The 21255-nt window shown below is 72.9% G+C and carries 21 protein-coding genes; 5 read left to right on the plus strand and 16 right to left on the minus strand.

Features of this window, described 5'->3' with window-relative positions:
• Positions 1-79 precede the first annotated feature (79 nt).
• Positions 80-919, minus strand: a complete 840-nt coding sequence (locus tag O7604_RS02380; RefSeq protein WP_269701441.1) for a DUF4081 domain-containing GNAT family N-acetyltransferase — start codon at positions 917-919, stop codon at positions 80-82.
• Between the two features lie 65 nt (positions 920-984).
• Positions 985-2211, minus strand: coding sequence for an MFS transporter (locus O7604_RS02385; protein ID WP_281578742.1), 1227 nt, complete (start codon positions 2209-2211; stop codon positions 985-987).
• A 120-nt stretch (positions 2212-2331) separates the two neighbouring features.
• Between O7604_RS02385 and O7604_RS02390 the strand changes: the two genes are divergently transcribed.
• Entirely contained in the window at positions 2332-2919 is a 588-nt protein-coding gene (locus tag O7604_RS02390) for a helix-turn-helix transcriptional regulator (RefSeq protein WP_194799753.1), read from the plus strand.
• Positions 2920-2967: 48 nt separating this feature from the next.
• Here O7604_RS02390 and O7604_RS02395 read toward each other — a convergent pair whose 3' ends face one another.
• A complete protein-coding gene (locus O7604_RS02395) occupies positions 2968-3786 on the minus strand; it encodes a methyltransferase domain-containing protein (protein ID WP_281578743.1) in 819 nt (272 codons plus the stop codon).
• A gap of 130 nt (positions 3787-3916) precedes the next feature.
• Between O7604_RS02395 and O7604_RS02400 the strand changes: the two genes are divergently transcribed.
• Positions 3917-4591, plus strand: a complete 675-nt coding sequence (locus O7604_RS02400) for a helix-turn-helix domain-containing protein (protein WP_281578744.1) — start codon at positions 3917-3919, stop codon at positions 4589-4591.
• A gap of 55 nt (positions 4592-4646) precedes the next feature.
• Here the strand turns inward: O7604_RS02400 and ispG are convergent, their stop codons facing one another.
• The 7 genes from ispG to O7604_RS02435 form a co-directional block, all read right to left on the minus strand.
• On the minus strand, positions 4647-5822 hold the full coding sequence (ispG, locus tag O7604_RS02405) for a flavodoxin-dependent (E)-4-hydroxy-3-methylbut-2-enyl-diphosphate synthase (RefSeq protein WP_073830326.1): 1176 nt from the start codon (positions 5820-5822) through the stop codon (positions 4647-4649).
• A 9-nt stretch (positions 5823-5831) separates the two neighbouring features.
• Entirely contained in the window at positions 5832-7079 is a 1248-nt protein-coding gene (locus O7604_RS02410; RefSeq protein WP_281578745.1) for a site-2 protease family protein, read from the minus strand.
• Positions 7076-8290: a 1-deoxy-D-xylulose-5-phosphate reductoisomerase gene (gene dxr / locus O7604_RS02415; protein WP_281578746.1), complete on the minus strand. Its 1215-nt coding sequence runs from the start codon at positions 8288-8290 to the stop codon at positions 7076-7078. Before dxr ends, O7604_RS02410 begins: the two co-directional genes overlap by 4 nt.
• Before the next feature lie 129 nt (positions 8291-8419).
• Positions 8420-8977, minus strand: coding sequence for a Uma2 family endonuclease (locus O7604_RS02420; protein ID WP_228531728.1), 558 nt, complete (start codon positions 8975-8977; stop codon positions 8420-8422).
• 215 nt (positions 8978-9192) lie between these two features.
• A complete protein-coding gene (locus tag O7604_RS02425) occupies positions 9193-9666 on the minus strand; it encodes a YcxB family protein (protein WP_194799746.1) in 474 nt (157 codons plus the stop codon).
• Between the two features lie 75 nt (positions 9667-9741).
• Positions 9742-10971, minus strand: coding sequence for a PP2C family protein-serine/threonine phosphatase (locus O7604_RS02430; RefSeq protein ID WP_281578747.1), 1230 nt, complete (start codon positions 10969-10971; stop codon positions 9742-9744).
• A gap of 62 nt (positions 10972-11033) precedes the next feature.
• On the minus strand, positions 11034-11579 hold the full coding sequence (locus tag O7604_RS02435) for a GNAT family N-acetyltransferase (protein WP_281578748.1): 546 nt from the start codon (positions 11577-11579) through the stop codon (positions 11034-11036).
• 51 nt (positions 11580-11630) lie between these two features.
• Between O7604_RS02435 and O7604_RS02440 the strand changes: the two genes are divergently transcribed.
• Positions 11631-12473 (plus strand): YhjD/YihY/BrkB family envelope integrity protein, encoded by an 843-nt coding sequence (locus tag O7604_RS02440; protein ID WP_281578749.1) that lies wholly within the window; start codon positions 11631-11633, stop codon positions 12471-12473.
• Positions 12474-12483: 10 nt separating this feature from the next.
• Here O7604_RS02440 and O7604_RS02445 read toward each other — a convergent pair whose 3' ends face one another.
• Together O7604_RS02445 and O7604_RS02450 are read right to left on the minus strand one after the other, a co-directional pair.
• Positions 12484-13653 (minus strand): alkaline phosphatase PhoX, encoded by a 1170-nt coding sequence (locus O7604_RS02445; RefSeq protein ID WP_281578750.1) that lies wholly within the window; start codon positions 13651-13653, stop codon positions 12484-12486.
• Positions 13654-13757: 104 nt separating this feature from the next.
• The gene (locus O7604_RS02450; RefSeq protein ID WP_281578751.1) at positions 13758-14177 is read right to left on the minus strand and encodes a 50S ribosomal protein L7/L12; all 420 of its coding nucleotides are present in this window, start codon (positions 14175-14177) and stop codon (positions 13758-13760) included.
• Between the two features lie 66 nt (positions 14178-14243).
• Here O7604_RS02450 and O7604_RS02455 point away from each other — a divergent pair, with 66 nt between their 5' ends.
• Positions 14244-15854 carry an NAD(P)/FAD-dependent oxidoreductase gene (locus tag O7604_RS02455; RefSeq protein WP_281578752.1) on the plus strand — a complete coding sequence of 537 codons (1611 nt, stop codon included), beginning with the start codon at positions 14244-14246 and terminating at the stop codon, positions 15852-15854.
• Between the two features lie 56 nt (positions 15855-15910).
• On the opposite strand, the gene O7604_RS02460 is transcribed toward O7604_RS02455, so the two are convergent.
• Positions 15911-16549 carry a TMEM175 family protein gene (locus tag O7604_RS02460; protein ID WP_281580029.1) on the minus strand — a complete coding sequence of 213 codons (639 nt, stop codon included), beginning with the start codon at positions 16547-16549 and terminating at the stop codon, positions 15911-15913.
• Between the two features lie 108 nt (positions 16550-16657).
• Positions 16658-18238, minus strand: coding sequence for a Rieske 2Fe-2S domain-containing protein (locus O7604_RS02465; protein WP_269701456.1), 1581 nt, complete (start codon positions 18236-18238; stop codon positions 16658-16660).
• 247 nt (positions 18239-18485) lie between these two features.
• On the opposite strand from O7604_RS02465, the gene O7604_RS02470 reads away from it, so the two are divergent.
• Positions 18486-18710 (plus strand): hypothetical protein, encoded by a 225-nt coding sequence (locus O7604_RS02470; protein WP_269701457.1) that lies wholly within the window; start codon positions 18486-18488, stop codon positions 18708-18710.
• A 79-nt stretch (positions 18711-18789) separates the two neighbouring features.
• Here O7604_RS02470 and O7604_RS02475 read toward each other — a convergent pair whose 3' ends face one another.
• Together O7604_RS02475 and rlmN are read right to left on the minus strand one after the other, a co-directional pair.
• Positions 18790-20025, minus strand: a complete 1236-nt coding sequence (locus O7604_RS02475; protein WP_269701458.1) for a DivIVA domain-containing protein — start codon at positions 20023-20025, stop codon at positions 18790-18792.
• A 22-nt stretch (positions 20026-20047) separates the two neighbouring features.
• Positions 20048-21193, minus strand: coding sequence for a 23S rRNA (adenine(2503)-C(2))-methyltransferase RlmN (gene rlmN / locus O7604_RS02480; RefSeq protein ID WP_281578753.1), 1146 nt, complete (start codon positions 21191-21193; stop codon positions 20048-20050).
• Between the last annotated feature and the right edge of the window lie 62 nt (positions 21194-21255).

Genomic DNA, 21255 nt, shown 5'->3' on the forward strand with positions numbered 1-21255 from the left:
CCGAACTGACTAGTCAGTATAAAAACATGCCCAGCCTAGCGCCGGTTGTCCGGTTCGGAACCTCTGGCGGGAGTGATCCTCAGAACAGCACTGTGGCGAGCGTGCCGACCGGGCGGAAGCCGCAGCGCTCGTAGACCCGCCGGGCGGGCAGGTTGAAGTCGTTGACGTAGAGGCTGACAGTGGGCGCGACCCGGTCCAGCGCGTCGCGGACCACGGCGGCCATCGCGGCGGTGGCGATGCCCCGGCCGCGCCACTCCGGCGCCACCCAGACGCCCTGCACCTGCGCGGTCCGGCGGGTCACCACCGCCAGCTCCGCCTTGAAGACCACCCGGCCGTCGACGAAACGGGCGTAGGCGCGGCCGGCGCGTACCAGCTCGGTCACCCGCCGCCGGTAGCCGCGCCCGCCGTCCTCGGCCAGCGGCGACACCCCGACCTCCTCGGTGTACATCGCCACCGCCGCCGGGAACAGCCGGTCGACCTCGTTGCCGCGCACCCGGCGCACGTGCGGGTCGGGCGCCACGGCGGGCAACGCGTCCGTCGCCAGCAGCGGCTGGTTCGGGCGTACGTCCCGAGCCGGCCCCCAGTGCGCGGAGAGGCGGTCCCAGAGCCCGAGCACCGCGTCGGCGCGGCCCACGATCGAGGAACAGAGCCGCTCCTCGGCACTCAACTGGTCGGCGAACGCGGTCACCGCCGACTCGGACGCGAGCACCGGGGTCAGGTTGCCGCCCAGCCAGCAGATCGACTCCAGGTGCCGGCGGGAGCCGTACCCGAGGATCCGCGCCTCGGCCCGCCACCAGGCCAGCCCGCGTGCCGCCACCCGCTCGGCGACCTGCGCGCCGGCGTACGGGTCGAGGTCGAGCAGCCGCTCGACCGCGCGGCGCTCCGACTCCCCCAGTTGGCGTACCGGCATCGTGAGCACGGCTACCAGCCTGCCAGATCCACCCCGGCGTGCGCGGGCCGACCGGGCACCCGGACGGGCGGCGCTCAGGCCGCCGGCACCGGCACCGGTTCGGGCGCGGGCGGCCGGGTCCGGGCGGCCCACCGCACCACCGGCGGCACCAGCGCGCCGAGCAGCAGGAACACCACGCCGAGCACGAGCCAGCCGGGTACGCCCCACCCGATCGCGAGCGTGGTCACCACCACCGGGGCGACCATCGAGCCGAGTTGCATGCCCATCCCGTACGCGCCCTGGTACTGCCCGTGCGCGTGCGCCGGAGCCAGGCCGAAGGAGATGCCCCAGCCGGCCGCGGCGTGCCACAGCTCGCCCACGACGTGCACCAGCGCGCCGGCCAGCAGCAGCGGCACCGCCACCGCGACCGGTACGCCACCTCCGGCCGCGAACAGCGCGCAGGCGCCGGCGAGCAGGACGCCCGCGCGCCGGGCGGCCCGGCCCGCGCCGGTCAGGTCCTCGGTGCCCCGCGAGGCGCGGACCTGGAACAGGATCACCACCACGGTGTTGACGAGCAGGCAGACCGAGATCAGCCAGTTCGGCGCGCTGGTGTGCCCGGCGATCCACAACGGCAGGGCGATGTTGATCAGCGAGAAGTGCATGGACATGAGCCCGTCCAGCACGGTGAAGGCGAGGAACGGGCGGTCCCGCAGCGCGATCAGGCGCGGCCCGTGCGCCGGGGCGGGCACCGGTGGCACCGGCGGGAGCCGCAGCAGCACCGCCGCCGCGAGCACGTAGGTGGCCGCGTCGAGCAGGATCAGCGTGACGTACGCGCCGCGGGTGTCGGCGGCGAGCGCGAACCCGGCCAGCACCGTGCCCACCGAGATCCCGACGTTGGTGACCGCGCGCAGGTAGGCGCGGGTGCGGACCCGCTGGTCGGGTGGGACGGCACCGGCGATCAGCGCGCCCCGGGCACCACGGGTGCCCGCGTCGGCGACCGCCATCAGCATGCCGACGACCAGGAAGCCGGTGAACGAGCGCACCGCGACCAGGGCGGCCGTGCACCCGGCCGAGGCGAGCAGCGCGGCCAGCTGGAGCCCGCGCGGGCCGAGGCGGTCGGCGAGGTAGCCCATCGGCGTGCTCGCCACCAGGCTGACCAGCGCGGTGAGCGTGAGCGCCACACCGACCTGGGCCACCGTGAGCCCGACCGACCGGGTGAGGAACAGCGCGCTGGCGGTGAGCCAGGTGCCCCGCCCGACGGTGTTGACGAGCGTGGAGAGGGCGAGGATCCGGGACGGGCCCGGTTCGGGAAGCAGGCGCACGCGGGCAGCCTAACAGTACGCTCGTACGGTTTTCAGCCCGGTTTACCTGACGTCTTGTCGGCGATGCATTGCCGATATATCGTTGATGCATCAGTGATACGACGTCAGAAGGAGAACACGATGGGTTTCCATCGACGCATGCACGCCATGCACGACGAGATGCGCCGCCACGGCGGCTTCGGCTTCCCGCCCGTACCGCCGGGCCCGCCGCCCTTCTCCCCCGGGCCGCACGGTCGCGGGCGGGGCCGCGGCGGCCGAGGGCGCGGACGGCGGCCGAACGTGCGCGGCGCCGTGCTGGCCCTGCTCACCGAGCGGCCGATGCACGGCTACGAGATGATCCAGGAGATCGACTCCCGCACCGGCGGGGCCTGGCGGCCCAGCCCCGGATCGATCTACCCGACGCTGCAACTGCTGGAGGACGAGGGCGTCATCGCGACCGCCGCCGACTCCGAGGGCGGGCGCAAGCGGTTCGCGCTGACCGAGGCGGGGCAGGCCGAGGCGGCCGACGCGGCGCAGACCCCGCCCTGGGCCGAGTTCGCCGAGCAGACGGTCAACAGCTGGCACGACATCCGCGACGCCGGCGCGCAGGCCATGCAGGCGCTGCGGCAGGTGATGACCACCGGCACCGACGACCAGCGGGCCCGCGCCGCCCAGGTGCTCGACGAGACCCGGCGCAAGCTCTACGCCATCCTCGCCGAGTCCGAGTGAGGACCGCCGCCGCGACGGCACGCCGGCCGTCGTCAGGCCGGCGTGCCGTCAGGCGCGGCGCGCGGTGACGAGCAGGTACTCCCAGCGCATCACGCCGCCGTCCAGGTGCCGGGCGGCCAGGTCGGTCAACGCGCGGTCGAGCCCGGCCGTACGCTCCGGGTCGCCCGCGTTCGCCCGGTAGACCGCCACAGTCGGTCCGTAGTGGGTCGCGAAGAAGTCCCGGAACTGTTCCGGCGTGGCGAACCGGTTCACCACCACGGCGTCACGCCCCAGCCGGAGCGCGTCGACCCGGTCACCGAACAACTCCCGGACGTGGTCCTCGTCGCCCCAGAGCGGGGGCGGCTGCGCGCCCGGCGGCGGCGCCGGCGCGTACGGCCGCATGGCCGCGAACAACTGGCCGACGAAGCCCTCCGGGGTCCAGTTGACCAGGCCGATCGTCCCGCCCGGACGGCACACCCGCAGCAACTCGTCGGCGGCGACCCGGTGCCGGGGCGCGAACATCACGCCCACGCAGGACAGCACCGCGTCGAACGCGCCGTCGGCGTACGGCAGCGCCTCCGCGTCCGCCTCCTCCCAGGTCAGCGTCACGCCCTCCCGCTCGGCCGACGCCCGCCCGATCGCCAGCAGCTCCGGGGTGAGGTCACCGGCCACCACCTCCGCGCCGGCCCGGGCCGCCGGCAGAGCCGCGTTGCCGGTTCCGGCCGCCACGTCCAGCACCCGCATGCCCGGTCCCACCCCCACCGCCCGGACCAGCGTCGCCCCCAACTGCGGGATCACCTGCGCGGCCACTGCGGAGTAGTCGCCCAGCGCCCACATCGCGCGGTGCCGGGCCTTCACCGCCGCGTCCCGTTCCTGTTCCTCGATCATCTGTCGCTCCTCGCCTGTCGTCCCTGTTCAGGGACGCTAGGCAGCGGACGTCCCGGCGCCCAGTACGAGATCTGTACCGCTCCCGACAGGCGCCTGGCCGGGCCGCCGGGCCGGGCGTAGCGTGCCCGCCATGGGGGCCTCCTACCACCAGTTCTGCCCCGTGGCGAAGGCCATGGAACTGCTCGACGAGCGGTGGACGCTGCTCGTGGTCCGGGAGTTGGTCAGCGGCTCGGAACGCTTCAACGAGCTGCGCCGGGGCCTGCCCCGGATGTCGCCCACGCTGCTGTCCCGCCGGCTGCACCAGCTCGTCCGCGCCGGAGTGGTGGAGCGGCGGGTCGACGGCGCCGACGTGCGCTACGTCCCGACCGCCGCCGGGCGGGAGCTGCGGCCCGTGCTGGAGGCGCTCGGCGCCTGGGGTGTGCGCTGGATCGGTGAGCTGGGCGACGCCGACCTGGACCCGAAGCTGCTGCTGTGGGACATGCACCGGCACGTCGACCACGACGCGGTCCCGCCGGGGCGTACCGTCGTGCGGTTCCGCTTCCGGGACGTACCGGCGGCGCAGCGCGACTGGTGGATGGTGATCGCCGGGGGCGAGGCCGACGTCTGCGACATCGACCCGGGGCACGACGTGACGGTGACCGTCACGGCGGACCTGCGCGCCCTGGTCCAGGTCTGGATGGGCGACCTGGAGTGGGCCGTGGCGCTGCGCGGCGGCGCGGTGGAGCTGACCGGGCCGGAGGCGCTGCGGCGCGCCGCGCCCGGCTGGTTCACCCTCTCCCCCTTCGCCGCCGTGCCCCGCCCCTGAGACGGCGCGTGCGGCCGCCCCGACGGGGACGGCCGCACGGCGACGCGGGAGTGGATCAGTGCACGGTGACGGTGGCGCCGCCCGGCACCAGGTCGCGCAGCTCCTCGGGGATCTCGGCGCCCATCTCGTCGGCGATCCGCAGCGCCTCCTCGATCAGCGTCTCCACGATCTGCGCCTCGGGCACCGTCTTGACGACCTTGCCCTTGACGAAGATCTGGCCCTTGCCGTTGCCGGAGGCCACACCCAGGTCGGCCTCGCGAGCCTCGCCCGGACCGTTCACCACGCAGCCCATGACCGCGACGCGCAGCGGCACCGGCAGGCCCTCCAGACCGGCGGTGACCTCCTCGGCCAGCTTGTAGACGTCGACCTGCGCCCGCCCGCAGGACGGGCAGGAGACGATCTCCAGGCCGCGCTCACGCAGCCCCAGCGACTCCAGGATCTGGTTGCCGACCTTGATCTCCTCGACCGGCGGGGCGGACAGCGAGACCCGGATGGTGTCACCGATGCCCTCGGCCAGCAGCGCGCCGAAGGCCACCGCCGACTTGATCGTGCCCTGGAACGCCGGGCCGGCCTCGGTGACGCCGAGGTGCAGTGGGTAGTCGCACTGCTCGGCCAGCTGCCGGTACGCCCGGATCATCACCACCGGGTCGTTGTGCTTGACCGAGATCTTGATGTCCCGGAAGCCGTGCTCCTCGAACAGCGAGCACTCCCACAGCGCCGACTCCACCAGCGCCTCGGCGGTGGCCTTGCCGTACTTGGCCAGCAGGCGCTTGTCCAGCGAGCCCGCGTTCACGCCGATCCGGATCGGCACGCCCGCGTCGCCGGCGGCCCGCGCGATCTCCTTGACCTTGTCGTCGAACTGCCGGATGTTGCCCGGGTTCACCCGCACCGCGGCGCAGCCGGCGTCGATCGCCGCGAAGACGTACTTGGGCTGGAAGTGGATGTCGGCGATCACCGGGATCTGCGACTTGCGCGCGATCGCGGGCAGCGCCTCCACGTCGTCCTGCGACGGCACGGCGACCCGGACGATCTGGCAGCCGGACGCGGTCAGCTCGGCGATCTGCTGGAGCGTGGCGTTGACGTCGGCGGTGAGGGTGGTGGTCATGGACTGCACCGAGACCGGCGCGCCACCACCGACCGGCACCGAACCGACCATGATCTGGCGGCTGGCCCGGCGCGGGGCCAGCGGCGGCGGCGGTACGGGGGGCATACCGAGACTGACAGCGGTCACTTCAGGCACTCACCTTGAGAAGAGCGTGATGGGGTTGATGACATCGGCGGTGACTGTCAGCAGCGTGAACGCGCCACCGATCAGGATCACCGCGTACGTGAAGGGCATGAGTTTGAGGTAGTCGACCCGGCCGGGGTCCCGGCGGCCGATGCGCGCGTAGAGCCAGGACCGTGCCCGTTCGAACCAGGCGATGGCGATGTGTCCGCCGTCCAGCGGAAGCAGCGGCAGCAGGTTGAACACGCCGATGAAGAAGTTCAGCGACACGAACAGCATGAAGAACACCAGCCAGGCGTTGTTCTCCACGGCCTCGCCGCCGAGCCGGCTGGCGCCGACCACGCTGATCGGGGTGTCCATGTCACGCTCGCCGCCGGTGATCGCGTTCCACAACGCGGGCACCTTCTGCGGGATGCGCTGCATGGCGTGCGCGGTCTGCACCGCCATGGTGCCGGTGAAGTCGGCGGTGGCGCCGAACGCGGCGATCGGGCCGTACTCGACCCGCGGCGGGGTGCTCGGCCGCAGGGCCACGCCGAGCGCGGAGACCGACGAGGTGGCGCCCTTCGGGTCGTCCAGCGGCGGGCGCTGCACGGCGGCCAGGTCGACCCGGGCCTCCTGCGACCGGCCGTCGCGCTCGAAGGTGACGGTGGCCGCGCCGGGCGGGGTGGCCCGGACCACGTCGAGCATGTCGCCCCAGGTGGAGACCGGCTTGCCGTTCACCGCGGTGATCCGGTCGCCGTCCTTGAGCTGGGCCTTCTCGGCCGGGCTGGCCGGGTCGTCGGCCTGGCAGGCGCGGGCCGCGTTCTCCACCACGACACAGGGGGCCAGCGCGATCACAGCGGGCTCCGCCTTGAAGCCGTCCTCGGTGGAGGGGAACTTCGGGTTCGGCAGGCCGGCGGTGATCGCGATGATCCAGAGCGCGATCAGGGCCAGCGCGAAATGGGTGATCGAGCCGGCGGACATCACGATCGTCCGCTTCCAGACCGGGTAGCGCCACATCGCGCGCTTCTCGTCCCCGGGCTCGACGTCGTCGTCCTGCGGCGTCATGCCGACGATCTTGCAGAAGCCGCCGAGCGGAATGCCCTTGATGCCGTACTCGGTCTCGCCCCGCTTGAACGACCACAGCGTCGGGCCGAAGCCGACGAAGTAGCGGGTGACCTTCATCCCGAACGCCTTGGCGGTCAGCATGTGCCCCGCCTCGTGCAGGCTCACCGAGATGAGAATCGCCAGGGCGAACAGCACCACCCCGAGCAGATAGCTCATCGAGCTCCTTCCACCGACCCGACGATGATCTCCTGGGCGTGCGCCCGTGCCCACGACTCGGCGGCGAGCACGTCCTCGACGGTACCTGGTTCGTCGAAATCGGGTGCGTCCTCCAGCACCCGCTGGAGGGTGTCGACGATCCCGAGGAACGGCAGCCGGCCCGCGACGAACGCGGCCACGCACTCCTCGTTCGCCGCGTTGTAGATCGCCGGGCGGCAGCGTCCCGCCTCACCCGCCGCCTTGGCCAGCGCGACCGCCGGGAACGCCGCGTCGTCCAGCGGGAAGAACTCCCAGGTGTGGGCAGTGGTCCAGTCCACCGCGGCGGCGGCGCCGGGCACGCGGTCCGGCCAGCCGATGCCCAGCGCGATCGGCAGCCGCATGTCCGGCGGGCTGACCTGGGCCAGCGTCGAGCCGTCGGTGAACTCGACCATCGAGTGGATCACCGACTGCGGGTGGACCATCACCTCGATGTCGGCGTACGGCACGTCGAACAGCTCGTGCGCCTCGATCACCTCCAGCGCCTTGTTGACCATCGTGGCGGAGTTGATCGTGACGACCGGGCCCATGTTCCAGGTCGGGTGCGCCAGCGCCTGCTCCGGCGTGACAGCGGTCAGCTCGTCGCGCCGCCGCCCCCGGAACGGGCCGCCGCTGGCGGTGACCACCAGCCGCCGCACCTCGCCCCGGGCGCCGCCGCGCAGGCACTGCGCCAGCGCCGAGTGCTCGGAGTCCACCGGGACGATCTGCCCCGGTCGCGAGACGGCGGCCTTGACCAGCGGGCCGCCGGCGACGAGGGACTCCTTGTTGGCCAGGGCGAGGGTACGCCCGGCGTGCAGCGCGGCCAGCGTCGGCGGCAGGCCCAGCGAGCCGACCACGCCGTTGAGCACCACGTCGCACGGCCACTGCGCCAGCTCGGTCATCGCGTCCGGCCCGGCCACGATCTTGGGCAGTTTGAAGTCACCGCTGGCCCAGCCGCGCTTGCTCGCCTCGGCGTAGAACGCGAGCTGAAGATCCTGCGCGGCGGACGCGCGGGCCACACCGACCGCCTCCACGCCCAGCTCCAGCGCCTGCGCGGCGAGCAACTCCACGTTGCCGCCACCCGCGCCGAGGGCAACCACCCGGAAGCGGTCCGGGTTGCGCTTGACGATGTCGATGGCCTGGGTGCCGATCGAGCCGGTCGAACCGAGCAGCACGAGGTCTCGGGGAGTGGTCACCGGACCATTGTTCCCCAGCGCCTCACCCCGGTTCGTCCCGGAGTGCCCGGCGACATGATCGACTCCACTTCACCGAGGTGACGGCATCCCAGGCGCCGCGATGCCACCACTTCGGCGAACTGGTGTCGATCACGCCTGCGGCGCCTCCTCGTCGAGCAGGTCGGCCGGGTCGACGCTGAACTCGAACGGCTGCCGCATCACGAACGTCGTACCGGCGGCCGCGGCCGCAAGCGGCCGGTACTCGCCGTCGACCAGTTCGTAGAGGGCAAGCGCCGGCACCCGGTTACGCAGGTCGACCCGGAGGAAGTACGGCACACCGGCGGTCGCGTACTCCCGAGGCCTGTCGATCACGCCTGACGGCGCGATCTCCCCCACCAGCAGCGCGTCCTCGATTGTGACGGCGCGGAGACCACCGGCCGGGTGTCGCAGCACCGCCAGATCGGGAATGAACAGGTCGTCAGCGGAGACCAGGTTGACGGACCGGCAGCCCCACCGGCCGGCGGCCCGCGCCGCCCTCCCGATCAGGTACGCGAGATGGAGATGCGCCGTACGCCGGTCGACGCCGCTGCCCGGCGTGACGATCACACAGCCGCGCAGCACCTCGATCCTCGGGCCGTTGTTCTCCGGCAGCAGGTCGAGTGCCGCCGCGGCCGTCCAGGGCTGGTCAAGGCACCCCAAAAGATCCAACGGCTCGGCACCTTGGCGGCGTGCGAGTTCGCCGGCCGGGACGGCAGCCGTGCCGGGCAGGACGGGACTCCGCTCCGCGTCACTCGACGTGCCTCCGCTCACCGAAGACACCCTTTCTCCTCGACCAGGCCGAGCCGGATGCTCGGAGTCGAGCTTCACCCGTTCTCGTGCCGTCGCTCGCACAGATGGTGCGTCCCGGTGGCGAACCGACGCGCTCAGACGAGCAAGGTCCGGTCGTGGAGGAAGGCGAGAACGTCCTGTCTCTGCTGCGGCGTGAGTTCTGCCAAGGGCACGATCAGCGCTCGCCCTCCCGACAGTCGCACCAGCAACTGGCCGTGGACCTGTTCGACGGCGGACACGGCGGACCACCACACCAGCGTGTGGCCCTCCGGGCTCTCGCACCGCAACCCCTCGTCCGAGAGGTTCCAGCGGGCCGCAACGGAGCCCCACTGCCAGGCCGCCCCCACCGCACGGTGCAGCATCACGGCCGGGGCGAGGAACCAGCAGAGCACGGCCCCACCCGCCAGCGCAGCGGCGACGAGGCGGGGCTCCACGACGAGCGTGAAGACCGACAGCAGCGCCAGCGTGCCGCCCACCCATCGATAGGGCAGGACCACGCCCCGCAGGAGCCGGCGCCACGCCACGGTGAACGGCCCCCGCTCGGGCGCGGCCTCGAACTCGATCAGCACGACGTACGGTAAACCGCGCCCACGCCCGGCGATCTCCGCCGAACGGTCAGGCGGGGCTGTCGCTGCGGGATGAGGCTACGGGGACGCGATCGTCCCGTCTGGCGCGGTGAGGTGCTCCAGATGTTCCAACGGCAGGTGCGAGGGCTGCCACTCCAGGAACAGCGCGGTGGCGTCGTCGTCGAGCTGGTCCTGCTGGTAGGCGAGGACGGCGCGCACCAGCCGGCGCATCGTCTCCGGGCTGGGCAGCCGCTCGTTGAGGGCACGCTCGACGAAGTCGACGAGCCGGTCCAGCCCGAACCGTTCCCCGTCGTCGCCCCGGGCGTCGGTGATGCCGTCGGTGTAGGCGAGGATGCGGTCGCCCGGGTGCAGCGCCTCCTCGTGCGCCCGCGGGCGCCGCGTCGACAGGTTGCCCAGCCCGAGCGGCAGCGCGGTCGGTCCGGGCAGTGCCCGGACGGCCTTGCCGTCCCGCAGCAGCATGGCGCCGGGGTGGCCGGCGTTGATGGTCCGCAGCACGCCGGTCCGCCGGTCGAGTTCGGCGAGCAGCGCGGTCGCGAACAGGCCGGGGTGTTCGGAGCGGACCCACCTGTCGATGCTGATCGCCGTGTCGACCAGGTCGAGACCGGTACGCCGGGCGTTGCGGTACGCGCTGACCACGAGCGAGGCCAACGCGCTCGCCTTGATCCCGTGCCCGCAGGTGTCGAAGAGCCCGACGCTGAGCACGTCACCGTTGAGCGCGTAGTCGAAGATGTCCCCGCCGACGTCGTAACACGGTTCGAGGATGGCGGTGATCACCAGCTCGTCCGTCGCGAAGGTCAGCGGCGGCAGCAGCCCCCACACGGTCTCGGCGGCGACCTGCATCGGCAGGCGGCGGCGGATCCGTTCCACGACGTCGCCGTAGAGCCGGCGGTTCACCAGGACCTGAGCGACGGCGACCGCCACCTCCCAGGCCGGCCGGTCCAGCGCGGGGTCGCCGGCGCGCGACGACACGATTTCCAGCGCCCCCAGCCGTTCGCAGCCGAGCAGCAGGGGCACCCAGAGCCGGTCCGGGCGGTCGGGGGCGCGCTGCACCTGCAGGCCGGTGAACGCCCGGCCGGCCAGCGTCGTCTCGATCGTGAGTTCGTCCCGGGGCGCGCCCGCGCCGACCAGGGGTACGAGCGAGGACTGCGTGTAGTCGGCCAGGTAGATCACGATGTCGGTGGCCCCGATGACGGGCGCGACCCGGTTCACCAGGAGCGACAGGTCGTCCGGACCGCCCCGGGCGGCGTGGAGGTGCAGCCAGCGCGCTGCGTCGCCACCATCGACCATCCGTGCCTCCCCCGGGTCCCCACCACCGTAGGAGGCCGAGGGCGAACTGCCAACGGCACGGCTCAGGCCGGACGTTCCAGGACGAACGTTTCAACCTCGGCACCGCCGTACCAGTCGGTGCGCACGCCCACGTGCGTCATGCCGAGGCGCCGGGCCACCGCCATCGACGGGTCATTCCCGGCCATCACCACCGCATACACCCTCGGGGTGCCGGTGGCGAACTCGCGTTCCAGCACCGCGCGGGCCGCCTCGGTGGCGTAGCCGTTGCCCTGGGCGTCGGGGTGCAGGTGCCAGCCGACCTCGATGTCGTCGGTCAGCGTGACGCCGTCGCGTCCCGGCAGCGGCTTGAGCAGGATGCTCCCCGCCACCGGTCCGCCGTCGCGCGGCTCGATCGCCCACAGGCCCCAGCGACCGTCGTACGGCGCCCAGCGTTCGTGCCAGGAGCGGACCCGCTCGAGCGCCTCGGACGGGTCGGTCATCCGCCCCTTGCCGCCGCCCAGCCAGCGCATCACCTCGTCCCGGGAGTAGATGTCGTAGATCCGGGCCAGGTCGTCCGGAGACTCGGTCCAGTCCCGGAGCACCAGCCGGTCGGTCGTGGCGATCGTCATGCCGCCGGATCGTAATGCGTGGCGCGGGGCCGTACGGGGAACGAGAGGGCGATGGGCGACGGGTGGGATCGGACGAAGCGGATCACGGCTGCGGCGTTCCGGCCGGTCCGCGGCCGGGACCTGTCGCTGCACGCCGCCGCGATCACCTTCTACGGCGCGATCGCCGTGGTGCCGGTGGCGCTGCTGGCGATCTGGCTGACCGGACTGCTCGCCGGAGCGGACCGGGTGCGACGGCTGACCGGGTACGCGATCGACACGCTGCCCACCGAGATCGGCGCGCACCGGGCGGCGGCCGCGCTCGTCGAGGCCGGGCTGGGGCTGACGCCGCTGCTGGCGCTGGCCTCGCTGCTGCCCGCGTCCCTCTACGGGGAAGGTCTGCGCCGCGCCTTCGTCTCGGTGGCCGAGCCGCGCGCCGAGTCCGGCGCGCTGGTCGGCTGGCGCGGTCGCCTGCTGCTGCTCCCGCTGCTGGCGCCCGCCCCGGTGCTGCTGCTGTCGATCCTGCTCGGGCTGCCGATGACCACACGGCTGGTACGCCAGGGCGGCTGGGTCGGCGCGCTCGGCGTGGTGCTGTCGTTCCTCGCGGTGTGGCTGGTGCTCACGCCGGTGCTGATCTGGGTGTTCCGGGTGGTCGGCCCGGCCTCCCCGGACTGGCTCGCCACAGTGGCCCTGGGCTCGTTCACGGCGGCGAACCTGTCCGGCTTCGTGCACGGCTTCGTGCTGTTCTGCTCGCTGCCGCTGGACCTGGGCGTGCCGTTCGGTGGGTTCGACGAAATCGGCGGCGGCGTGGCGGTGCTGCTCTGGCTGTACCTGTTCCACGTGATCGTGCTGTCCGGCTACTCGGCCACGCTGGCGGCGAGCCGGTGGCGGGCCACCCGGGAGGCGGCCCGCGCCTGACGGCGGGAGGTCAGCGCCGGAACGGGCCGCGCACCTCGTACGTGATGCCGCCGGTGCCGGCCCGGGCGCCGCTGGTGCCGCGCTGCGAGGAGAAGTAGAGCCGGCTGCCGTCCGGGGAGAACGCCGGTCCGGTGATCTCCGACTCGGACTGCCCGAGCAGCCGCACGAACGGTGCCACCACACCGGCCGGCGTGATCACGTTGATCTCCATGTTGCCGCCGTCCTCGGCCACGTAGAGGTCACCACCGGCGGTACCGGTGATGTTGTCGACGCCGGTCAGCGGGGCGGCACCGGCCGGCACCAGCGAGTCGTCGTACGCGAGGTCGAGCCGCTGGTTCACCGCGTCGTACGCCCACACCCGGTTGTCCCCCTTGGTGGTGAACCAGCAGGTGTCGTCGGCGTACCAGCAGCCCTCGCCGCCGTCGAACGTCTGCGCCGCGGCCACCTGGTAGCGGGTGGGCATCGGGAAGCCGTCGCGGTCCGGCAGGTCCCGCCAGGTCACCGGCCCGGTAACCTGGCCGTCCGGGGCGCAGAGCACCTGCACCTTGCCGGTGCGCAGGTCGCCCCAGGTGTCCGGGACGAACCGGTAGAAGCAGCCGTCGCCCTCGTCCTCGGTCAGATAGACCACCCGCCGCTGCGGGTCGCAGGCCGCCGCCTCGTGCTTGAAGCGGCCCATCCGGGTCCGCTCCTCACCGGCCCGGCCGCCCTCCGGCCACGTCTCGAACACGCGGCCCAGCGGCACCTCCTCGCAGGACAACCAGGTCCCCCACGGGGTCGGGCCCCCGGCGCAGTTGACGTTCGTGCCGCCGAGGATCCGGTACGCGGCGGTGATCGCGCCGTCCGCGGCGAACCGCAACGCCGAGGCGCCACCGACGAGCGGCACCTCCGAGTTGGAGACGTAGGTCCAGCCGTCGCCGGACGGGAAGCAGGCGCCGCCGTCCGGCGCCGGGTGCCAGGTGTACGAGGTGCCGGCGACCCGCTGCCCGGAACGGGCGATCACCCGGCTGGTGAAGCCGGCCGGCAACTGGAGACCGTTGGCGTCGGCGGCCAGCAGGTCGCCGTACGGGCCGGGGCCGGGCTGGGCGGGCTGGGCCGGGGCGGCCGCGGCGGCCCAGAGACCACCGGCGAAAGCGGCGGCGCCACCGACGGCTGTGGCACGCAGGACGGTACGACGGTCCATCGGGGATTACCTCCCGGAGGCGGTGGGTGTCCCGTCGACGGTAGGACGGAAATGCATCGACAACTGCCACTATAGGGTGAACGCCCGGTGACGGCCGTCCGGCGTCAGAGGCCCTCGACGTACCGCTTGGCGTCGGCGAGCGACATGTGCGTGTGCTCCCGTACCACCTTGACCGCCTGGATCTTCTTTCCCCGGTGCAGCAGCCGCGCGGCCTCGGCCCGGACCGCGTCGTCGACGCTCTTTCCCGGTGCCGTAGCGCCCGGCGACAAGGTCCCGCCCGAGGCCAGCGCGTCGACCGCCTGCTTCGCCTCCAGCAGCGACCACCCGGTGTGCTCCCGTAGCAGCTTGACCGCCTCGACCTGACGACCCGCGTGGATCAGGCGGAGCACCTCGGCCTGCCCGCCGCCGGCCGGGCGATCCGGGGCGATCAGGTCCCGGGGACGGTCGCGCCGCAGCACGAGCAGGAGCAGGAACACCACCACGACGAGCGCCACCGCGAGCGCGATCTGGACAGCCGGGGACATGCCCGGAACGGTAGCGCCCCAGGGCGAACCCTCCCGCCGGGGACCGCCCGCCGCTAGGGTCGCGGCATGAGCGAACGCCCCAGGAGCGACGCGAGTGAGCTGCCGTCCCGCGCCGACGTCGTGATCGTCGGCGCCGGGCACAACGGCCTGGTCTCGGCGATCCTGCTGGCCCGCGCCGGCCTGGACGTCCTCGTGCTGGAGGCGTCAGGGGTGATCGGCGGCGCCACGCGCACCGAGAACCCGTTCCCGAAGGTGCCGGGGCTGCGTCACTCCACCGGGTCGTACCTGCTGGGGCTGATGCCGCCGGAGCTGCTGGCCACGCTCGACGTGAGCATCCCGGTGCTGCGCCGCGACCCGCACTACTTCCTGCCCACGCCGGGCGGGCTCGGCTCGCCGTACCTGCTGGCCGGCAGCGACGTGGCGGCGAGCCGGCGGCAGCTCGCGGAGATGTTCTCCCCCGCCGACGTCGCCGCCGACGACGCGCTGCACGCCGAGCTGGCCCAGCTGCGGGAGGATCTCGCCCCGGCGTGGCTGGCCGAGCCGCTGCCGGTCGAGGAGACCGCCGAGCGCTACGTGCGGCCCGCGCTGCGGCAGGTCTTCGTCGACCTGGTGCGCGGCTCGGTCGCCGACCACCTGGCCCGCTTCGACTTCCGCTCCGAGCTGCTGGTCAGCATGTACGCGGTCACCGACGGCCTGTCCGGGCTCAACGCCGGCCCGGACGACCCCGGCACCGGTCACAACTTCCTCGTGCACAACATGTGCCGGCTCCCGGGCGCGGACGGCACCTGGATGATCACTCGGGGCGGCATGGGCACCGTGTCGCGCACGTTCGCCGAGGCCGCCGTGCGCGCCGGGGCGCGGATCGTGGCCGACGCGCCGGTCACCGCGATCCGGCTGGCCGGAGGCGCCGCCGCCGGGGTGACGCTCGCCGACGGCTGGGAGGTGGACGCCCCGGTGATGCTCGGCGCCTGTGACCCGTACCGGCTGATGGAGCTGCTGCCCGACGGCGCGCTGCCGGCGGAACTCGGCGCGCGGATGGCGGCGGTCCGCCGCACCGGCACCACGCTCAAGCTCAACCTGGCGCTGACCGGGCTGCCGCGCTTCTCCTGCCTGCCGGCCGACGCGCCGAGCCCGTTCGGCTCGACCATCCACCTGCTGCCCGGCTCGGCCTCGCTCGTCGGCGACGGCGGCGAGTCCCCGATGGCGGCGCTGCGCGGCATGTGGGCGGACGTGCGGGCCGGGCGGCTGCCGGAGGAGCCGACGATCGAGTGGTACCTGCACACGACTGTCGACCCGTCGCTCTCGGACGATGCGGGGCACCACTCGTCGGCGCTGTTCGTGCAGTCGGTCCCCTACGAACTGGCCGGCACCACCTGGGACGCGGCGCTGCCCGGCTACGTGCAGCGGCTGATCGCAATCTGCGAGCGGTACGCCCCGGGCGCCGGTGACCTCGTCGCGGACGCGGTGCCGCTGCCGCCGCCCGGCATCGAGGCGCACTTCGGCATCACCGGCGGGCACATCCACCACGTCGACAACACGGTGTCGTTCACCGACCGGATGCCGTACGCGACGGGGGTGGACGGGGTGTACGCGGGCAGCGCCGGCTGCCACCCGGCGGGCAGCGTGATCGGCGCCGCCGGGCACAACGCCGCCCGCCGCATCCTCGCCGAGATGTAAGGAAGGGCCCCTTGTTAACGCCTCCGGTAGAGGAAGGGCCCCTTCTTAACAGCCGCTCACGGCGTCTCGGGCGCCTCCTGGCCCGCGGGCGGGAGATCGCCCGGCCCGCGCACCAGGTAGACGCCGACCAGCAGCAGGTACGCCAGCAGGCTCAGCACCGGGTCGACGAACACGATCGCGAACGCGACCAGGTAGAGCAGCGGACCGAGGCGGAACCGCCGGGCCACCGCCCGCGCCAGTCGCGGGTCCAGACCGGGGTGCAGCAGCCCGCGGCGGCGTGCCCACCACCAGCTCAGGTTGAAGAAGAGCGCCTCGCCGAGCACCACACCCGCGTACAACGCGGCGGTCAGCCGCTGGTCGCGGACCGTGCCGCGCAGGTTGTCCGCGAGCAGGTCGGCGGTGAACGGGATCGCCGCCACGAACATCAGCAGCAGCAGGTTCAGCACCAGCAGCATCTGGTCGACCCGGCGGACGTAGCGCCACATGTTGTGGTGGGTCAGCCAGACCTGGCCGACGATGGCGAAGGTGATCACGTACGCCAGGTAGGCCCGCCACTCCTGCACGAGCACCGCGGCCAGCCCGTCGTCCTGCGGCAGGTCCGGGTCGAACGCCAGCAGCTCGACGGCCATCAGGGTGAGCACGATGGCGATCACCGCGTCGCTGAACGCCTCCACCCGCGAGGCGTCGCGCGCCATCTCGCTGCCGCGCCCGAACCGGTACGCCGGTTCCCTGTCCGCACCCGTCACGCCGCCCCCTCACGACCGATGGTCGCGTGCCGGGGGCGGCGGGCGGGGCGGAACTCGTCAGATGGCCGCTTCCCCGGCCGGCGCCGGGGTCTCCGCGTCGGCGCGGTGCGCGCGGATCTTGTGCCCGACGCTGGTCAGGCAGCGCCCGCTGGCCAGGTCGAACTTCCAGCCGTGCAGCTGGCAGGTGAGCTGGTCGCCGTCGACGATGCCGAACCGGCTCAGGTCCGCCTTCAGGTGCGGGCAGCGCCGCTGCACCACCCAGCCGTCGAGCGTGATGTCCTCGGCGTCGACCGCCCGCTCGTGCTCGTCGTACCAGCCCTCGGCGTACTGGAGACGCTCCTCGGACAGGCACTTGAAGAAGGCGTAGACGAACTCGTTGTACTGGCCGATCCGGGCCGCGGAGAAGCGGCAGGACAGGAAGAGCGAGTTGACCCAGTCCACCTCGCCGATGTGCAGCAGGTGCTCGATCAGCGCCCGCTCGGTACGGAAGCGGTAGCGCACCTTCTCGTCCGCGTACGGCCGGACCTCCTTGCCCGGGAAGTCCACCACGATCGACTCGACCTCGGACCCGTCGTAGCCGACCAGGTCGAAGCGGACCGGCCCGCCGACGCCCTTGGCCAGGTAGATCGACTCGTCCAGCAGCGGCTCGATCCGGCGCTTCATCTCGCCCAGCACGTCGACCTCGGGGTGCCGCCAGGACGCCTTCTCCGCCTCGATGACGCCGCGCTTGCGCTCCCGCATCTCCTCCAGGTGGGCGACCTTGTTCGCGAAGAACTCCTCCACCGGCACCGGGTGCGTGGTGGTGGCGCCCTCGGTGGTGATCTCCGAGACGCTGCCCGGCAGCAGCACGATGCCGTTGGTGCCGCCGACCTTGGCGTACTCGGAGAGGAACACCGACTGGTCGGGGAAGATGTTGCCCTCGTCGCCGAAGATGTCGTTGAACTGCCACAGCTCGTCGTCGAGGAAGCACGGCGGGCCGGCGATCGGGAAGACGTGGTCGGCCTTCAGGTCGTCGATGTAGCGCCAGGTGCGGTCGAACTGCCGGTCCCGCTTCTGCTTGCCGAACGCGGTCTTCGCCGCCTGCGGCAGCTCGTAGACCATCGGGTACCAGATCGCGCCGGAGAACTGCAGCATGTGCGCGTGCACGTGGCCCAGCTCGGCGAACACGCTCAGGTCGGTCGGGCGGGCGTCGTTCTGGTTGAGCAGCCGGACGCCGTCGTACTCGACCCAGAGCGAGGAGTCGCCGATCGGGCCGTCGGTCGGGCTGGTCAGCGCCTGGATCATGATCTTCAGGCCGCCGGGCAGCTCCACGACCTGCTCGTTCGGGGCCTTGAGGAACTTGGTGAAGCCCAACTCCCGGAACTCGTCCTCCATCTCCGAGGTGGGGAACTCGGGGAGCAGGACGGTGGCGTCCTTCGACACGAAGTCACGCAGGTGCTTCGCGTCGAAGTGGTCCCGGTGCAGGTGCGACACGTACAGGTAGTCGACCTGGCCGAGGGTCGCCCAGTCGAGCAGGGAGTTGTCCGGGAAGGGGAACCACGAGGCGAAGTAGGCGGGGTTGACCCACGGGTCGCACAGGATGCTGCCCGCAGCCGTGTCGATCCGCATGCTGGCATGCCCCGTACCGGTCACTCGCACCGCAGTCCTCCTCAAAAAGACATCAAGGTGTACGTCAAGACGCTACCGGAGGCAGTGTGCTCGCCGTTCCGCGACGCCGGTAGTGCCCTTCCGCCCCGGCCGCTACGGGACCAACGGCCCGGGCCGGCCGGCGTGCCGCTGTCGCCCGGCCGGGTCATCCCCGGCACAGGAGGTCGGACCCTGCGCCGGGCCCGGTTGGGGGCGTGCCAGACTGATCGGAGATCCGATCGCGAGGGAAGGACCGACAGTGGCAGGAGACGAGCCGGTAACCGCGCCAGATCAGCACAAGCCCGGGCACCGCAAGTCCGGACGGATCGGTGCGGTGCTGTCGGCGGTGGCCTTGGTTCTGATGGCGTTCTGCGGGATCGAGGAGGGCCGGGTGGAGCACCTCTGGCTGTTCGGGATCGCCGGACTGCTGATCGCCATCGTCATCGGCGACGCCGTGCTGCGCCGCAACGGCCTGCGGTCCTGACGCGCGGCGCCCACGGTAGTGCGCGAAGGGCCCGCCCCCTCGTCGGGGGCGGGCCCTTCGTCGTCTCGTGCGGGCGGGGTCAGCGGCCGAGCAGGATGTCCTGCACGTCCTTGAGCGCGGCGTCGACCTCGGCCTCGAAGTAGCCACCGGGCACCAGCCCGAAGCGCAGCGTGTCGAGTTCCTTCGGGTTCACCGGCATCGGGTTGCGCCCCTGCATGCCGCCGAGCAGCGTCTCGAAGAACCGGTCGACCTGGTCCGGGTCGTACCCGCTGCCGAACCGGCGGACCTGGAAGCTGCGGCGGATCTGGTCGACCCGGTGCAGGTCGCTGCCGGGCGGGCCGGCCATCGGCGGCCCCACCATGGGGGGACCGGCGACCGGCGGGCCCACGAGCGGAGGGCCGGTCATCGAGGGGCCCGGGCCGTAGCCCTGGTCCGGCGGCCCGTAGCCCGGGTCCGGCGGACCGTAACCCGGGTCGGGTTGGCCGTAGCCGGGCTCCGGTGCGCCGTAGCCCTGCTGCGGCAACGCCGGCGGACCGCCGGGGCCACGACCGCGCAGCTCGCGGTCGGGCATGCGGATCTCCGCGGTCATGTCGGCACGCCCGCGCCGGCCGGCCTCGAACCCGTCGAAGCGCTCCTCCTGGCCGTACCCGCTGTCCGGTGGGCCGTAGCCACCCGGGCCGCTGTCCGGCGGGCCGTACCCACCGGGACCGTTGTCCGGGCCGTACCCGCCGGGGCCGTTGTCCGGGCCGTAGCCGCCCGGGCCGGGCGGCAGGCCGCGCGGCGGCGGGCCGCCGTGCCCCATCGGCGCGCCCGGGCCCATCGGGCCGGGACCACCCGGGCCGCGCGGGCCGTCGTAGCCGCCGCGCGGGCCGTCGTAGCCACCGGCGAACGCCCCGGTCGGTTCGTCGTAGCGGTTGCCGTAGCGGTCGGCCGGCGGGCCGGGCTGAGGCGGCATCTGCCGGGGCGGCATCGGCGGCTGCGGCACCGGCGACAGGCCCCTGTCGTCGCGCATCGGCGGGCCGAGCCGGTCGGCCATCCGCGGGTCGCCACCGCGCCCGGCGGGTGCGCCACCGCGCTCCTCCAGCTCGGCGAGCTGCCGCTCGACCCGGTCGAGGTGCAGGTCGACCTGCCACTCGTCGTAGCCGTTGAACCGGACCCGGAAGACGACGTCGTGGACCTCCTGGGAGGCCACGGGCGCGCCCACCGGCTGGCCGTCGAGTGTCGCCTCGACCCGGTCCAGGAAGGCGTCGACCTCGTCGACCTTGTAGCCCCGGCGGAGCGCCTTACGCCGGAAACGCTGACCCTGACTCGCCACTATGTCTCCTGGTCTCGTACCGCTACGCCGTTGCCGCGCGTGAGTCGCCGTCCGTGTCCTCGGCGGCGGCGAGCTGCCCACAGGCCCCGTCGATCTCGCGCCCCCGGGTGTCGCGCACCGTGGTCGACACCCCGGCGTCGCGCAACCGCCGGACGAACTCCCGCTCGACCGGCTTCGGGCTGGCGTCCCAGCGGCTGCCCGGAGTCGGGTTGAGCGGGATCAGGTTCACGTGGGCCAGCTTGCCGGCCAGTAGCCGCCCGAGCAGATCGGCTCTCCACGGCTGATCGTTCACGTCCTTGATCATCGCGTATTCGATGGACACGCGACGCCCCGTCGTGGCCGCGTAGTCCCACGCCGCGTCCAGCACCTCGGACACCTTCCAGCGCTGGTTGACCGGGACGAGTTCGTCGCGCAGCTCATCATCGGGGGCGTGCAGCGACAACGCAAGGGTCACCGAGAGGTCTTCGCTGGCCAGTCGGCGGATCGCCGGCACCAGGCCGACCGTCGAGACGGTGATGTGCCGCTGCGACAGCCCCAGCCCTTCCGGCGCCGGGGCGACCAGCCGGCGGATCGCCGCCACCACCCGCGAGTAGTTCGCGAGCGGCTCGCCCATGCCCATGAACACCACGTGCGACAGCCGCGGCGGCGACCCGGCCACCACGCCGGAGGCGGCCACCCCGGCCAGGTAGACCGCCTGGTCGACGATCTCGGCGGTGGACAGGTTGCGGGTCAGCCCGGCCTGGCCGGTGGCGCAGAACGGGCAGGCCATGCCGCAGCCGGCCTGGCTGGAGATGCAGACGGTCACCCGGTCCGGGTAGCCCATCAGCACGCTCTCCACCAGCGAGCCGTCGTGCAGCCGCCAGAGCGCCTTGCGCGTCGCGCCGTCGTCGCAGGCCAGCTCGCGTACCGGGGTCAGCAGGGTGGGCAGCAGCGCACCCGCCAGCCGCTCCCGGGTCGCCGCCGGCAGGTCGGTCATCCGCTCCGGGTCGCGCACCAGGCGGCCGAAGTAGTGGTTGGAGACCTGCTTGGCGCGGAACGCGGGCTCGCCCAGCTCGGCGACGAGCGCCTGCCGGCCCGGCAGGTCCAGGTCAGCGAGGTGGCGGGGAGGCATCGCGGGCTTGCGGCCGCGGGCGTCGGGGTCTACGGAGATCAGCGGGAGGCTCGTCATGGCGCGTCCAGTCTGACACGCTCCCGCCCGGACGCACCCGTCCGTACGTGTCGAATCGCCCC

Origin of the sequence: Micromonospora sp. WMMA1947, assembly GCF_027497355.1 — a bacterium.
GTDB lineage: Bacteria > Actinomycetota > Actinomycetes > Mycobacteriales > Micromonosporaceae > Micromonospora.

Bases quoted from the DNA above. Each gene is read 5' to 3' on its own strand.
- O7604_RS02395 (WP_281578743.1), bottom strand. From the start codon at position 3,786: ATGATCGAGGAACAGGAACGGGACGCGGCGGTGAAGGCCCGGCACCGC.
- O7604_RS02390 (WP_194799753.1), top strand. From the start codon at position 2,332: ATGGGTTTCCATCGACGCATGCACGCCATGCACGACGAGATGCGCCGC.
- O7604_RS02400 (WP_281578744.1), top strand. From the start codon at position 3,917: ATGGGGGCCTCCTACCACCAGTTCTGCCCCGTGGCGAAGGCCATGGAA.
- rlmN (WP_281578753.1), bottom strand. From the start codon at position 21,193: ATGACGAGCCTCCCGCTGATCTCCGTAGACCCCGACGCCCGCGGCCGC.
- O7604_RS02445 (WP_281578750.1), bottom strand. From the start codon at position 13,653: ATGGACCGTCGTACCGTCCTGCGTGCCACAGCCGTCGGTGGCGCCGCC.
- O7604_RS02430 (WP_281578747.1), bottom strand. From the start codon at position 10,971: ATGGTCGATGGTGGCGACGCAGCGCGCTGGCTGCACCTCCACGCCGCC.
- O7604_RS02440 (WP_281578749.1), top strand. From the start codon at position 11,631: ATGGGCGACGGGTGGGATCGGACGAAGCGGATCACGGCTGCGGCGTTC.
- O7604_RS02410 (WP_281578745.1), bottom strand. From the start codon at position 7,079: ATGAGCTATCTGCTCGGGGTGGTGCTGTTCGCCCTGGCGATTCTCATC.
- O7604_RS02460 (WP_281580029.1), bottom strand. From the start codon at position 16,549: ATGGCGCGCGACGCCTCGCGGGTGGAGGCGTTCAGCGACGCGGTGATC.
- O7604_RS02450 (WP_281578751.1), bottom strand. From the start codon at position 14,177: ATGTCCCCGGCTGTCCAGATCGCGCTCGCGGTGGCGCTCGTCGTGGTG.
- O7604_RS02455 (WP_281578752.1), top strand. From the start codon at position 14,244: ATGAGCGAACGCCCCAGGAGCGACGCGAGTGAGCTGCCGTCCCGCGCC.
- O7604_RS02435 (WP_281578748.1), bottom strand. From the start codon at position 11,579: ATGACGATCGCCACGACCGACCGGCTGGTGCTCCGGGACTGGACCGAG.